The sequence below is a fragment of the Alteromonas sp. H39 genome (genome assembly GCF_047556435.1).
Lineage (GTDB): Bacteria > Pseudomonadota > Gammaproteobacteria > Enterobacterales > Alteromonadaceae > Alteromonas.
This window is the reverse complement of record NZ_CP180210.1, coordinates 2,034,409-2,048,966: the sequence shown is the minus strand read 5'-3', so window position 1 is coordinate 2,048,966 and position 14,558 is coordinate 2,034,409. Positions and strand designations below refer to the sequence as shown.

The window sequence follows — 14,558 nt, the reverse complement described above, 5'->3', positions numbered from 1 at the left end:
GGCACAATTGTTGTAACCTGTTTCACTACATATGTGCACTAACAGCATTCATGAGGTAGTAAAATGGATATAACAGGCTTTTTGAAAGCGCACAGATTACCGGAGACTTATGCTGACACTGCACAAAAATGGTTCAACCCGCTAGCGGAGCAAATCACAACGCACTACGAAAGTGCAAAAAGACCATTTGTGGTGGGCATCAACGGTTGTCAGGGGTCGGGGAAATCTACACTAGCAGCGTTTTTGGCGGCTTTTTTCTCATCAAAACAGCAATTGAGTGTTGTTACGCTGTCGCTGGATGACTTTTACCTTTCAAAAAGTGATCGTAACGCTCTGGCAGTTAAAGTTCATCCTTTGCTGGCGACACGCGGCGTTCCCGGCACCCATAATACCGATCTTGCGCTGGCTACGCTGTCCCGGCTTAAAGAGTATGGCACCGTTTCTCTTCCTCGCTTCAATAAAGCGACGGATGACCCCTACCCCGTTACGGACTGGCCAGTCACCAATAGCCCGCCAGACATTATTTTATTAGAAGGATGGTGCCTGGGTGTTCCGCCGCAATCTGATGCCGAATTAAGAAATCCTGTGAATAAGCTTGAAGCTGAAGAAGATCCACTTGGCATTTGGCGACGTTTTGTAAATACTCAGTTAGCTGGTGAATACCAGACACTGTTTGAGCAGGTTAATTTTTGGTGCATGTTAAAAGGCCCGTCATTTGATCATGTCTATCGGTGGCGCTGTGAGCAGGAGCACAAACTCGCAGCCAGTGGAGTAAAAGACAACTCAGGCGTGATGTCTGACGAGCAGGTTGCACGTTTTATTCAACACTATCAACGCCTCACTGAGTACGGCTTCCAGACTGTGCCACAACGATGTGAATGCGTATTTGAACTGGATGAGCACCGCCAGATAATAAATCAACATAAGGCGTAAGCATGACATTCGCAAATAATGTGATATTCACGGACATGGATGGCACCTTACTGGATCACGATACTTATAGCTTCGAAGCCGCCCGGCCAACCCTCGACTCACTGAAAGAGCGAGGCATTCCGGTGATACCGACAACCAGTAAAACCTATGCGGAACTTATCGTTCTGCGGGACACTATCGGCTTAGATGGCCCGTTTATCGTCGAAAATGGCGCAGCTATTTACATTCCTCACGGTTTTTTTGAGCAGAAACCTGCAGGCACAATCTGGCAGGATGGATTCTGGTGTAAATCCTTTATTTCTTCTAAGGGTTACTGGTTAAAGCTGCTTGAAAAAGTCGCTCAGGACTTTAGCGGACAGCTGAATCACTTCAGTAATATGTCTATTGCTGAAATACAGGATGCCACTGGTCTGGACGAAGCGTCCGCCAGTCGCGCGGCGCAAAGACAGTTTGGCGAACCTGTCTTATGGACAGGCGACGACGAATCAAAACAAAAATTTATCCGTGCCATGAAAGAGCGCGGAGCCTATCCGCTGGAAGGCGGCAGATTTATCCATATCTCTGGCGACTGTAACAAGGGGGCAGCACTGAGATGGTTTATGGATGAGTTTGACAGGCAAACTCAGCAATCGGCAACTTCGATTGCATTAGGTGACGGCAAAAATGACATCGCCATGCTTGAGGCCGCGGATATCGCGGTGCGAATAGCATCACCGAGCCACCCTCCCCCTGAAGTAGAAAAAGAAGATCAGGTTTATACCAGCACCCTACTCGGCCCGAAAGGCTGGACAGAAATGCTTACTCAATTACTTGCGCTTACCCATTAGGAGGACACATGGCCGATTTTTATCAAAACGGTGTGGTAACAACCCTGCACAATTTATCTGCACGTCCCACTGAGGAACTTGAAGCTGAATTACTGCGTTTCTCACAAAAGCGCCCGATGGCGCTTATTTTGCCAAGTTTGTTTTCTGAACTGGAAGGGGATGCCCTGCCGCATATCGTTAACGAATTAACACATGTTCCCTACCTTTCTGAAATTGTGATTGGACTGGACCGCGCGAACGAGGACCAGTACCGTCATGCTTTAGGCTTTTTTAATAAGCTACCTCAGCATCATCGCGTGCTTTGGAACGATGGCCCGCGGCTCAAAGCCATAGATGACGATTTACAAAAACAAGGCCTTGCGCCTAAGGAGCTAGGAAAAGGCAGGAATGTCTGGTACTGCATGGGCTATGTCTTAGCCTCAAACAGGGCCGAGTCTGTTGCACTCCACGACTGTGATATTGTCACCTACAACCGTGATCTTTTAGCCCGTCTGATTTATCCAGTGGCCAACCCCATGTTCAATTACGAGTTTTGTAAAGGGTATTATGCCCGCGTGGCCGACGGCAAAATCAATGGTCGCGTCTCTCGTTTACTCGTTACTCCACTGTTACGTGCACTAAAACGCATACTGGGTGATAACGAGTATCTGGAGTTTATGGACAGCTTCCGCTATCCACTGGCAGGGGAATTTTCATTCAGACGGGATGTACTTAACGATATCCGTATTCCCAGTGACTGGGGACTTGAAATCGGGGTATTGTCTGAAATGCACCGCAACTATTCCCACAACCGGCTTTGTCAGGCCGATATTGCAGATATTTACGATCATAAACACCAGGACCTGTCGCTGAATAATGACCAGGGTGGCCTTTCAAAGATGTCTATCGACATCACCAAAGCGGTTTTCAGAAAGCTGGCCACGCAAGGTGTTACCTTCAGTAATGAAATGTTCCGTTCAATTAAAGCAACCTACTTCAGAATTGCGCTGGATTTTATCGAGACCTATCATAATGATGCAGTTATGAATGGCCTGAACCTCGATATCCACAGTGAAGAAAAAGCCGTGGAAATGTTTGCCAGCAATATTATGAAAGCCGGACAAAACTTTTTGGAAAATCCGATGGAAACACCGTTTATTCCAAGTTGGAACCGCGTAACCAGCGCGGTTCCAGACATCCTTGACCGTATTTTAGAAGCGGTAGAGGCCGACACTGCAGAATATTTAGGGTAAATCATGACAGCACGCTGGAACTTACTTCACGAGAAAGTCAGCCACCACTTGCAGGCGATTTATGCCGATGTCGTTCTGGATACACCGGTGGGTGAACTGGCTACGCAGCTTATTAATGCTATCGGCCTGAAAGAAAATGATGATGTTGTGCTTCCAGAGGCACACTGTAACTACTGGGACGAAGATGACATCATCATGATCACGTACGGTGATAGCGTCATCAACGAACACGAGCGTCCCCTGTTCACCTTGTTTCGTTTTTTGCACACCTATTGCAAAAACACGGTAAATAATGTGCATATTCTGCCATTTTTCCCTTACAGCTCAGACGATGGCTTCTCTGTTATCGATTACTCGAGTGTCAACGAATCGCTGGGAGACTGGCCCGAGGTAGAGCGTATCGCTGCTGAGTACGGCCTGATGGTAGATCTTGTGATTAATCATTGCTCGGCCCGCAGCGTCTGGTTTGATAATTTTATCAAAGGAGAAGGCCCTGGCAGCGACTTCTTTTTTACCGGCGATCCATCAGATGATTTATCTATGGTTACGCGTCCTCGCGTATCGCCGTTGTTAAGAGAAACACAGACAGAAAATGGCACCAAGTATGTTTGGTGTACCTTCAGTCATGACCAGGTGGATTTTGATTTCAGAAATCCTAAAGTTTTGCTTACGTTCATTGAGATCATCCGGCTTTATCTGGATAAAGGCGCAAAAATATTTCGTCTCGATGCCGTGGCATTTTTATGGAAAATCGTTGGCACCCCCTGCATCAACCTGCCACAAACCCATGAGGTCATAAGGCTGATACGCACGCTTGTAGAGCATGTGGATCCCAGCATCATTTTGATCACGGAAACTAACATTCCTAACCGGGAAAACCTGACCTATTTCGGAAACGCTAACGAGGCGCACGCGATTTATAACTTTTCGTTACCGCCGTTGCTTGTCAATACCATGGTTACCGGCGACTGCCGTTATCTGAAAAACTGGATGATGAGCATGCCCCCGGCCCAAAACGGAACCGCGTATTTTAACTTTATTGCTTCACATGACGGTATTGGGTTACGCCCGGCAGAAGGACTGTTAAGCGACGACGAACTTTCCTCACTGGTGCATACCATGCAGAATTTCGGTGGCAAAATTTCCTGGCGAGCGTCTGATCACGGCCAGCAAAAACCTTATGAAATCAATATCACTTTGTTTGATGCGATGCAGGGTACTACTGAAGGCCCGGACAAATACCAGGTTGACCGTTTTATTTGTGCACACGCGATCATGCTGGGTATGGAAGGTATTCCGGGAATTTATATACATAGTCTGCTTGGCACGTCTAACGACTATGAAAAAGTGGCAAATACCGGGCAGAATCGCTCAATCAACCGCAAGCGCTGGGACTACTCAGAACTTGAGGCACTTCTTGACTCTCCGTACTCGCAACACCACAAAGTGCTGACCCGCATTTCGCAGCTAATACGCATCCGCAAAGCGCAACCCGCGTTTCATCCTAACGCAACGCAATTCACGTTGCAGTTGGGGGATCAGATTTTTGGCTATTGGCGTCAGAGCCTTGACCGCAAGCAAAGTGTGTTTTGCATCAGTAATATAAGCAAAGAAGAGCAATCCATTTTGTTGTCTGACATCAATCTGATTGGCACGGATAACTGGCTGGATCTTATCACCCGCGACGAAATTAAAGACGTTGGTGGTTTCCTGCAACTTAAGCCATATCAGACCGTGTGGATAAGCAATCAGGATATTGAGTAAACCTTCTGACGACAGTCTTTCTGACTGTCGTCATTATCTTCTTGCAACACGCATCCCCGTTTTCACATATTTCCGTTTACGTGACTTTTACAGCAGGTGTTGCACACGTCCTGCATATCACGGATTTCTCTTTCACCATTGCTGTTCTCTGCCGTTGATATCCGGTCGTATTTGTCGCTCCAATGACATTGGATTACACGCAACTTTCGTGGATAATCCCTCGCAACTTAATTCAGGTAACAGGACTGTATCATGCCGTCAGCAACGTCAAAGTGGTTGTCTTTAGAAGACGCGCTGCAACACACTCTCGCACTGACTCACACTGTCGATGAGAGCGAAACCATTCCGTTGTCAGAGGCATTGATGCGGATTGCCGCAAACGATGTGATTGCGCCAGTAAATGTGCCGCCTTGGACCAATTCAGCGATGGACGGCTATGCGGTCTGCGTCTCCGATTTAACGCATAACGACATGTTGCCCGTTTCAACAACTGTGCTTGCAGGCACTCAGGATATCGTGTCATTACCCCCCGGAACGGCGGCAAGAATTATGACGGGAGCGCCACTTCCGAAAGGCGCTGACACAGTGATCATGCAGGAAAATGCGATTACCGGCGAACACGGCGTAAAATTTACTGATGTGCCTTCAAAGGGCGAGAATACGCGGGCACGTGGAAACGATATCACAAAAGGTGACTGCATCCTCACTAAAGGCACAAGGCTTAGCCCGGCACACCTGATGCTATTGGCCTCGCAGGGGATCACCACCGTGAGTGTCTACCGAAAAATAAAAGTCGGCCTGATGGCTACCGGAGATGAATTGTGTCAGCCAGGTCATCCACTTCAAGCAGGCCAGATTTATGAATCAAACAGTACCGGAATTAGCGCCCTGTTGGCGGAGCTCGGCGTAGAGATTATTCACTACGGTATCGTGAAAGATGACATTGACACATTAACGCGCACAATTACAGAAGCGTCGTCACAAACGGACCTGCTGCTCACCACCGGTGGCGTTTCGGTGGGCGATGCAGACCATGTGAAACCGGTGATCGATACGTTGGGAACGGTAGATTTCTGGAAAGTTGCCATTAAGCCCGGAAAGCCTTTTGCTTTTGGCCGGGTTGGAAACATGGTGTTTTGCGGCGTTCCCGGCAACCCAGTGTCTGCTTACGTAACAACGCAAATGCTGGTGACGCCTGTCATTGAACGTCTGCAGGGATTAGGGCAAACCACTTCCCCGCTACGAATACAGGCAAGACTGACGACGTCACTAAAACGTCGTCCAGGCCGAACCGATTTTCAGCGCGCCATCATGTTCGCACAAGACGGGCAATGGCGTGTAACACCATTGCCCAATCAAAGTTCTGGTGTGATGTCGTCTGTTACCCAGGCAAATTGTTACCTTGAACTGCCTGCTGAACAAAGCTGCTTTGATGCTGAACAGTGGGTAACGGTGATCCCGTTTGCTCTGCGAATCAACCTGGAAAACACGCAATGAGCTGGATTGTAACTAAGCGGTTTGCGCTGGAAAGCCGACGCCTCATCAATTTAACCTGGCCGCTGCTTATCGCTCAGATCACGCAAATGCTTATGGGTGTCAGTGATACGATTATGGCCGGTCGGTACGATGCGGTTGACATGGCTGCGGTTGCACTCGGCTTTAGTATCACAATCCCGTTACTGTGTTTTTTGCAGGGCATTGCGCTTGCCCTGCCTCCCATTATTTCCCGGCTTCATGGCAGTAAATCTTTCGACAACGTTGCCGACGCCTCGCAGCAGGCAGGTTACGTGCTGTTGTTTGTCAGTCTGGTAATGCTTCTGCTATATCCGCTGACCCCCGCACTGGTAGCTCTCTTCCCGATGGAGCAGGACCTGTATCTTATCACGGTGGACTATGTGCGTTACGTCATTCTGGCAATGCCTGGCTTTGCGCTCTATCAGTGGCTGCGTAACTTTTGTGAGGGGCTTGGTAAAACCAAGCCTACCATGATCATTACCGTGATTGGCCTGGGATTTAACATTGTGGGTAACTATTCGTTCATCTACGGTGCAGGTCCAATCCCGGCGTTCGGTGGTGCAGGCTGCGGTATAGCTACCGCAATCGTAATATATGCGATGATGCTGGCAACCTTCTTCTATGCCCGATTTGCGCCCGCATTGGCCCGGTACAATTTATTTTCACGTTTATATCAGCCTTCCCTGTTTGCCATGCTACGAACGTTTCGGCTGGGGTTCCCAGTGGCCATGACGCTGCTTTTCGAGGTAACCCTGTTTGCCGTCGTGGCACTATTGCTCGCGCCCTTTGGGGCAAATACCGTTGCCGCGCATCAGGTCGCACTTAACTTCTCTGCGCTGATGTTTATGTTTCCTTTGAGCCTAGGTATGGCGGTATCCATCCGTGTGGGGTACCGAATTGGGCAACAACAGAGTAAGCAAGCTGCGGTGGCGGTAAAAAGTGCCATCAGTATTGGGCTTATAGTCGCGATAGGCACGGCTTCTTTCACGTTGTTGGCGAAAGGCATAATTACCAGTATGTACACTACCGACCGAGCGGTATATGAACTGGCAAATGCATTGCTTATTTATGCTGCCCTGTTCCAGTTTTCGGATGCGATTCAGGTAATTTCTGCCAATGCGCTGCGTGGCTATAAAGATACTACCGCAATGTTTATTATTACTTTCATCGCATACTGGTTAATTGGATTGCCGTGTGGGATCATTTTAGGAAGAACGAGTTGGATAACGGATGCTCCAATGGAAGCTGCAGGCTTCTGGATTGGTTTTATCGTCGGTTTAAGCTCGGCGGCGGTTTTACTTGGCGCAAGGCTTTGGTATATACAGCGTCAACGTAATTACCAATTCGCGGCTGACTGAAAGATAAAAGGATAACGACACTATGACGCAGGCATTGTTCACTTTCTTTGCCAGCTATTACACGTTCGTTGCGATACTCTACACGACGATGATCCTGTGGCGTCAGCGAGACGGGTTGTCCCGGGTTCATCCTGGTGAACAATTTTCATCACACTGGTGGAATCACATGACGTTTCGCCTCTTTCGGATTGTCATTTGGCTCACGACCGTTGCCATCGCAATTTCACCGCAATTAAGTGTGTATTATGGGCCATTGACAACACCGCCGCGCGTCGGCCTGTCAATTTTCGGGATCGTTCTGATGGTAACCGGGCTGGCGCTCGCGCTGGTATCTAACTACACACTGGCATCACACTGGCGAAGTGGCGTTGATAACCACGCGCCTGCAATGCTGGTGCAATCCGGGCCCTACCGTATTAGCAGAAACCCCGGCTACATTGGCGTGGCATTGGGTCAGTGCGGCTTTTTCATTGCATACCCCAGCCTGTTTACGCTGGTGTGTATGATAATCGGGATATCGGCACTTTACCGGCAGGTATTGTTTGAGGAGGATCATTTGCGTCAACGCTTTCAGGAAACGTTTAATCAATATGTACGCAAAACGCCACGCTTCGTTTCACTCCCATACTGGCGCAATCGATGATTGAATTACTTCCGGTTTTTATTTATTTTTTTGCGGTAATTGATCCTATTGGTACCGTTCCGGTTTTTATTGCCGCCACCAAACGCCAGGATGCCAAAGCCAGGCGAAAAGTGGCACTGCTGGCTATACTGGCGTCTGCACTCATTCTTCTGTTTTTCATCCTGGCCGGAGAAATCATTCTTGATGCCATGCAAATTCCCCTGCCCGCCTTTCAAATTGCCGGTGGCATTGTGCTGTTTTTATTCGCACTGTCTATGATTTTTGGAGAAGCGAAACCTGAACAGGAAATAAAACTCACTGACAACGTTAAAGAGCGGGCAATTTTCCCGGTCGCAGTTCCCTCTATTGCCAGTCCCGGGGCGATGCTAGCCGCGGTGATGCTGACCAAAAATGATGTGTATTCCTTATGGGAGCAGGCGCAAACCGCTTTGGTAATGTTATCAGTATTACTGATTACACTTGTTCTACTGCTTTGTGCAAACGCCATCATCCGGATAATTGGCGAGATGGGAGCCAATGTCATCAGCCGTATAATGGGACTTATCCTGGCGTCACTGGCAACAGCCAATGCGCTGGCCGGAATTAAAGTTTACTTTGGGTTATAGACTTTTTTCTGAATCATTGTCGCTGTTGGTATCCGCGTCGGTGGCAGAACGTTTCCATAAATCACCGATAACCGGGTCGTCGAGTTCCTCCTCACCTTCCCAGCTATATTTTTTTAACACTGGCTTAGGGTCGCGGCGCCACAAAGTAACCGCAGCGAGAACGCCGCCAACAGCACCGAAGAAATGCGCTTCAAAGGAAATGGAAGGATCGCGAGGAAAGATAGTCATAATCATGCCGCCATACATAAAAAACGCGATCATCATGAGGCCGACCGAACGGGCATCTCTACGAAAAACGGACACCGTAAACAAAAAGAAAAACAATCCGTGACTCACTCCACTGGCGCCCAAATGTACGGCTTCCCGGCCAAAAAGCCAGACGCCTAAGCCGGAAACCAGCCAGCTTGAAGCAATGACCCACCATCGTGAACGTGGATAGCCATACCAAAGCGCAGTACCCAGCACGATCAAGGGGAGTGTGTTATTGAAAATATGCTCGTATGAGCCATGTACCAGTGGCGCAGTAAGAATGCCATACAAGCGCGCAGGGTCAAGCGGCATGATCCCCAGCACATTCAAGGGCAAAGAGAACAACACGCCCGCAGACTGGATCACCCACAATACACTGACTGCAGCGATGCTGAGAGTGATAGCTTTACGAAGATCATGATCCAATTCGTGGGCCATTTGCGTCAACTTTATGCAGAAGAATACAGTAGAGGTTGGTGCGCTTTGCGCTTTTACAAGCCCCCACTATGTCAAACATGTCCTGTCGCAGCTGAGTCACAGAATAGCCAGTCTGATGGCTTATCGATATCCACACCAGCCTGAGCATGCGCAACCAATTCGATATCGTCCGGCTTTTCCGCCATTACCTTTTTTAAGTAAAGTCCTGCGCCTTTATCGTTATTCAGTGACTTGAGCACAGGGAAGGCTTCTGCCGGAAAAATGGCCGGTACGGTTACGTTTTGTTGCCATGCACTGGCGATGATTTTGTGAGGGTGACGCTGCGCGGTATGAGTGAGCGCAAGTAAACTGTCGGTGGACAAAAGCGGTAGATCGCCAAGTACGATCAGAATGTGGGTGGGCGAATTCATCTCGCCCGATGTGTCAACAGGCTTGCCGCCATTAATAAGCAGCGAGTTAACGCCAAAGGCGATACTGGTGCCCATCCCTTGCTGCCAGTTCACATTGTACGTTAACCGGCATGGCGCTAAACAGAGTTCAGTCTTCAGTGAGTCATGCCAGCGCCCCGTAACAACGACAGGCGAGCGAAAAGTACACAGCGGCAAACAAACCTGTACCGTATGCCTGATAAGGCTGCAACCGGAAGGATGCCTGCTGATGAGCTTATTGGCACCGTAGCGTTCGCTCGCGCCAGCTGCGAGAATAACTATCCCTAACCGAAACTGCACGGCTTACCTTTGAGCGGAACTGCACTTTTGTTATGCAGCACAGCATGAGCCTGCGCAATCATCGACAGCGCGATGGATTCAGGTAACTCCCCCCCCAGCGCCAGTCCCGCGGGTGACTGAAGTTCAACAGGTAACGATGAGTGATGAATGTTTGCTTCACTAAGCACCTTTTCACATCGGTGTGAGGGTCCCAGTAATGCCAGATAGCGTAACTGCGGTACAGCATTGTGTGCCAGATGCGCCAGTGCGTTGGCATCCATGGTTACCTGATGATGCATCACAATGACAGCATTCGCGTTTTTCAGCCACGCAGCCCCAGATAATTTGTCTGTAGAGATATCGCTAACCTGACACCCTGAAAAATCCTCTGATCTGGCGTAGCGAGCACGGGAATCATTCACGTGTACCCGCCAACCCAGTATATTCGCCATCTGTGCCAGTGGCCTGGCATCTACACCGCCCCCCAGAATTGCCAGCGAAGGCGGCGGCATGATGCGGTGAGCAAACCAATTTTCGCCCTTAACAGCAGTATCATTAACCCTTGCATTAGGCTGAGCTGAAGCTATTTCCACCGCATAAGTGACCGGCTGGCCGGATTCCAGCAATGCCAGCACATGCTGTAAGCCCAGATATTCCGCATCAGCAGTAACCGGTTGCAATAACAGGGTTACTTCGCCTCCACAACCTATACCCAGGCGCCAGGCAATATCACCTTCCTCCTGCATATCATACGTTACGGTTTTTGCTTTCCCTGACTCCCAACACATCCTTGCCTGATGCAGAATGTCGCTTTCCAAACACCCCCCACTGACTACGCCAAGCTGATCGCCTCTGTCATTAAATAACATCATTGCGCCCGCTTTGCGATAACTTGATCCTGCGGTTTCAATGACCGTCGCCAACAACCACTGAAATGCGTCTTTTTGTGGTTCCCAATGCCGCAACACGTGCAGTAAATGGTGCTTCATATTCCCTCGCCGTGCGTACCAGATAACGACTGGCTACTTGCTGTTATACGTTTAAGTTCTTCAGATTTTCTTAGTACGAGGGTTTCCGCGATTTTGTCTTGTATTGACTGACGGTTTGGGTCCCAGAACACCTGAACAAACCCAAGCAGTCCGGTAGCTAACCCTGCACCGTAACCACCATAACGCCCAAAACTCTCCCAAAGCGTGAGTGTCGAGCCATCCAGTTTCAATACCCTTATCCCCATTAAACGTTTACCTGGTGTGCTGCCGCGCCACCAGGCAGTGAACACACTGTAGTACAATGCTGCCCAGCCAAAACCTAATCCCAAATCTGCGATCAATCCTTTCACGATCTCTATCAGGCTGAACCTGGATGCTGGCGGCGAGGTCTCGTTAAAAGTGATAATATCTGACTGTCCAGACGAGGAAGCTGAATCTGGCAACGTTACTGTTGAGGGAGAGGTCGAGACGTCGGAGTTCGTTGCTGGTGACGCGTCCGTCTTTTGCTGTTCGATCATCTTGTTATACGTCCCCAGGTAAAACTCCCGAAGAATGGCTTCATCGTTGCTCTGCTCGTCACTACGAGACACCAGTATCTCGAATACGTTTTGGACTTGTCCGGCAGAGGCGCGGTTTTCACCCATCGCTTCACCAAACTCGCTGGCAACTTCACGTTTGCAATCATCATCCTCACATAGGCTCCATGCTGCGACATTGATGCCTCCAAGAAACGGCGTTACCAGTCCGCCAGTATCGGCATGCTCAGTGTCATAGCGTTCTATATCGTTATAAGCTGTCACCGCGAGGTAGATCACTGAAAACAGCAATGTAGCTCCGGAGAAGCGAAGAAGTCGTCGGGTGCGGGAACGTCGGGGGCGGTGAGCGAGGTTATTTCCAGCTTTAAAAAAAGTCAGCGCCACCAGAAATGCCAGAATAAACGCATTTGCAGTACTTAATACGGCAATAGCGGCAAGGTCGATAACTTGCGCAAACAATCTTCGCCATGGCGAAGCCAGTGGCTGACCTAACAGTTCATCTGCGACCTTAAAGGCATACGGTGTAACAATTTCCCGGGTTTCTGCACCTGACATAAGCGGTGGTGGCGGAAATGCTTCATTACCCGCTGTGTTTACAAAATTACCGTCGGCGGGTATGCGACCTGATGGCGGTTGCCGTTCTTCAACCGGTGACGCGTGCTGGCCATTCATGATTTATCTTCCGTGCCATGATCGTGACCATTAGTTTAATGTGGTTCATGAGGGTTGACCAGCGTGCAGACTACCGCGACTGACTTAGCGTTTTGATTCCATCTGTCAGACCTTCGAGAGTCAGTGGGAACATTCTTTCTTGCATCAGTTCACGCAAAACTGCGATTGAGGCGTAATAAGGCCAGTATTGCTGAGGCTGCGGATTTAGCCATATCGCTTTAGTAAAGTGATTAGTGAGTCGTTGCAACCAGACACTGCCGGGTTCCTCATTCCAGTGCTCTACGCTGCCTCCCGGATAAGTAATCTCGTAAGGACCCATGGTCGCATCTCCCACAAAAATAACCTTATAATCCGGCCCATAGCGATGAATGATATCCCACACTGATATACGTTCGCGATCGCGGCGATGGTTGTCTTTCCAGACCTCTTCGTAGACACAATTGTGAAAGTAAAAGTATTCCAGGTATTTAAATTCGCTGTGCACCGCTGAGAACAATTCCTGAGTGGATTTCACATAGGGATCCATCGACCCGCCGACATCAAAAAACATCAGTACTTTCACCGCATTATGACGCTCGGGGGACATATGGATGTCCAGCATGCCCCCTTTTTTTGCGGTCTCGCCTATAGTTCTGGAGATATCCAGCTCTTCGCTGGCACCGGTTCTGGCAAACTTCCTGAGTTTACGCAGCGCCATTTTAATATTGCGGGTGCCTAGCTCTACGTCGCTGGACAGGTTTTTAAACTCACGTTTATCCCACACCTTTACCGCAGAAAATCTGCGGTTACCGTCCTGTCCAATACGGACACCTTCCGGATTGTCGCCATATGCACCAAAAGGCGAAGTGCCGCCGGTGCCTACCCATTTGTTTCCGCCCTGGTGGCGCTTTTGCTGCTCTTCAAGTCGCTTACGTAATGTATCCATAAGCTGCTCCAGCCCTCCCATAGACTGAAGCTGAGCTTTCTCTTCGTCGCTTAAGGTTTTCTCTATCTGTTTACGCAGCCACTCTTCCGGTATGTCTTTGCCAAACAAATCGATAGCTTCCACGCCCTCGAAATAGTCAGCAAAGGCCCTGTCGAATTTATCGAACTGGCTTTCATCCTTAACCAGAATGGTGCGGGACAGGTAATAAAATGCCTCCGTGTCAGCCCACACCACGTGATTTTTCATGGCATTAAGCAAATCGAGAAGCTCGCGAAGACTCGTCTTCAGGCGGTATTTGCGTAATGTGAAGAAAAAATCGATGAGCATTAGCGGCGTGCCATAAAGACCAGTTTCTCAAACAGGTGAATATCCTGCTCGTTTTTTAACAGTGCACCGTAAAGTGGTGGAATCGTAGTCTTCCCGTCTTTGTTATGCAGCGCCTCTGGTGGGATATCTTCAGCGACAAGCAATTTTAACCAATCTATTAGTTCAGAAGTTGAAGGCTTTTTCTTAAGTCCGGGTACATCTCGTAACTCAAAAAAGGAAGACATCGCTTCATCGAGCAACTGCTTTTTCAGGCCAGGGAAATGCACATCGACAATCTGTCGCATCTCATCGGGTGTCGGGAAGTTAATGTAATGAAAGAAACACCGGCGAAGAAAAGCATCCGGCAGTTCTTTTTCATTATTAGATGTGATAATCACGATCGGGCGCTGTTTCGCTACCACCCGTTTTTGCGTCTCGTAAACAAAAAACTCCATTTTATCGAGTTCGAGCAGCAAGTCATTTGGAAACTCGATATCCGCTTTATCTATCTCATCAATAAGAAGCACCGGACGCTGTTCCGATTCAAACGCCTGCCAAAGTTTCCCTTTAACAATATAATTACCTATATCGTGAACGCGATCATCACCAAGCTGAGAATCCCGCAAGCGCGAAACCGCATCGTATTCGTACAGCCCTTGCTGCGCTTTTGTTGTAGATTTGATGTGCCACTGGATAAGGGGCGCATCAAGGCTTTTCGCCAGTTCTTCGGCAAGCATTGTCTTACCGGTACCCGGCTCCCCTTTTATCAGCAATGGTCGCTCCAGCGTTATTGCCGCATTAACGGCCAATTGAAGTTCTTTGGTCGCGATGTAATCTGAAGTTCCGGTAAACGCCATGG

Annotated in this window: 14 protein-coding genes; 8 read left to right on the top strand and 6 right to left on the bottom strand. The window is 49.0% G+C overall.

Going from position 1 to position 14,558, the window contains the following annotated elements; genetic code table 11:
* Nucleotides 1–63 precede the first annotated feature (63 nt).
* The 8 genes from ACLBLI_RS09020 to ACLBLI_RS08985 all read left to right on the top strand — a co-directional run bounded on the left by ACLBLI_RS09020 (nucleotide 64) and on the right by ACLBLI_RS08985 (nucleotide 8,877).
* Nucleotides 64–933: a kinase gene (locus tag ACLBLI_RS09020; RefSeq protein ID WP_414830748.1), complete on the top strand. Its 870-nt coding sequence runs from the start codon at nucleotides 64–66 to the stop codon at nucleotides 931–933.
* Between the two features lie 2 nt (nucleotides 934–935).
* Nucleotides 936–1,760 (top strand): HAD-IIB family hydrolase, encoded by an 825-nt coding sequence (locus ACLBLI_RS09015; protein ID WP_414830747.1) that lies wholly within the window; start codon nucleotides 936–938, stop codon nucleotides 1,758–1,760.
* Nucleotides 1,761–1,768: 8 nt separating this feature from the next.
* Nucleotides 1,769–2,992 carry a glycosyl transferase gene (locus ACLBLI_RS09010; RefSeq protein ID WP_414830746.1) on the top strand — a complete coding sequence of 408 codons (1,224 nt, stop codon included), beginning with the start codon at nucleotides 1,769–1,771 and terminating at the stop codon, nucleotides 2,990–2,992.
* Nucleotides 2,993–2,995: 3 nt separating this feature from the next.
* Nucleotides 2,996–4,756 carry a sugar phosphorylase gene (locus ACLBLI_RS09005; protein WP_414830745.1) on the top strand — a complete coding sequence of 587 codons (1,761 nt, stop codon included), beginning with the start codon at nucleotides 2,996–2,998 and terminating at the stop codon, nucleotides 4,754–4,756.
* A 252-nt stretch (nucleotides 4,757–5,008) separates the two neighbouring features.
* Nucleotides 5,009–6,253, top strand: a complete 1,245-nt coding sequence (gene glp / locus ACLBLI_RS09000; protein ID WP_414830744.1) for a gephyrin-like molybdotransferase Glp — start codon at nucleotides 5,009–5,011, stop codon at nucleotides 6,251–6,253.
* A gap of 5 nt (nucleotides 6,254–6,258) precedes the next feature.
* On the top strand, nucleotides 6,259–7,629 hold the full coding sequence (locus ACLBLI_RS08995; RefSeq protein WP_414830945.1) for an MATE family efflux transporter: 1,371 nt from the start codon (nucleotides 6,259–6,261) through the stop codon (nucleotides 7,627–7,629).
* A gap of 22 nt (nucleotides 7,630–7,651) precedes the next feature.
* The gene (locus ACLBLI_RS08990; RefSeq protein ID WP_414830743.1) at nucleotides 7,652–8,272 is read left to right on the top strand and encodes a methyltransferase family protein; all 621 of its coding nucleotides are present in this window, start codon (nucleotides 7,652–7,654) and stop codon (nucleotides 8,270–8,272) included.
* Nucleotides 8,269–8,877: a MarC family protein gene (locus ACLBLI_RS08985; protein WP_414830742.1), complete on the top strand. Its 609-nt coding sequence runs from the start codon at nucleotides 8,269–8,271 to the stop codon at nucleotides 8,875–8,877. Before ACLBLI_RS08990 ends, ACLBLI_RS08985 begins: the two co-directional genes overlap by 4 nt.
* Here the strand turns inward: ACLBLI_RS08985 and ACLBLI_RS08980 are convergent.
* The 6 genes from ACLBLI_RS08980 to ACLBLI_RS08955 all read right to left on the bottom strand — a co-directional run bounded on the left by ACLBLI_RS08980 (nucleotide 8,872) and on the right by ACLBLI_RS08955 (nucleotide 14,556).
* Entirely contained in the window at nucleotides 8,872–9,564 is a 693-nt protein-coding gene (locus ACLBLI_RS08980) for a rhomboid family intramembrane serine protease (RefSeq protein WP_414830741.1), read from the bottom strand. The genes ACLBLI_RS08985 and ACLBLI_RS08980 overlap by 6 nt on opposite strands.
* A 71-nt stretch (nucleotides 9,565–9,635) precedes the next feature.
* A complete protein-coding gene (locus ACLBLI_RS08975) occupies nucleotides 9,636–10,292 on the bottom strand; it encodes a nucleotidyltransferase family protein (protein WP_414830740.1) in 657 nt (218 codons plus the stop codon).
* Nucleotides 10,277–11,260 carry an XdhC family protein gene (locus tag ACLBLI_RS08970; RefSeq protein WP_414830739.1) on the bottom strand — a complete coding sequence of 328 codons (984 nt, stop codon included), beginning with the start codon at nucleotides 11,258–11,260 and terminating at the stop codon, nucleotides 10,277–10,279. The genes ACLBLI_RS08975 and ACLBLI_RS08970 overlap by 16 nt, the downstream gene beginning before the upstream one ends.
* Nucleotides 11,257–12,468: an RDD family protein gene (locus tag ACLBLI_RS08965; RefSeq protein WP_414830738.1), complete on the bottom strand. Its 1,212-nt coding sequence runs from the start codon at nucleotides 12,466–12,468 to the stop codon at nucleotides 11,257–11,259. The genes ACLBLI_RS08970 and ACLBLI_RS08965 overlap by 4 nt, the downstream gene beginning before the upstream one ends.
* 70 nt (nucleotides 12,469–12,538) lie before the next feature.
* Entirely contained in the window at nucleotides 12,539–13,720 is a 1,182-nt protein-coding gene (locus tag ACLBLI_RS08960) for a vWA domain-containing protein (RefSeq protein WP_414830737.1), read from the bottom strand.
* The gene (locus ACLBLI_RS08955) at nucleotides 13,720–14,556 is read right to left on the bottom strand and encodes an AAA family ATPase (protein WP_414830736.1); all 837 of its coding nucleotides are present in this window, start codon (nucleotides 14,554–14,556) and stop codon (nucleotides 13,720–13,722) included. Before ACLBLI_RS08955 ends, ACLBLI_RS08960 begins: the two co-directional genes overlap by 1 nt.
* Nucleotides 14,557–14,558: the final 2 nt, after the last annotated feature.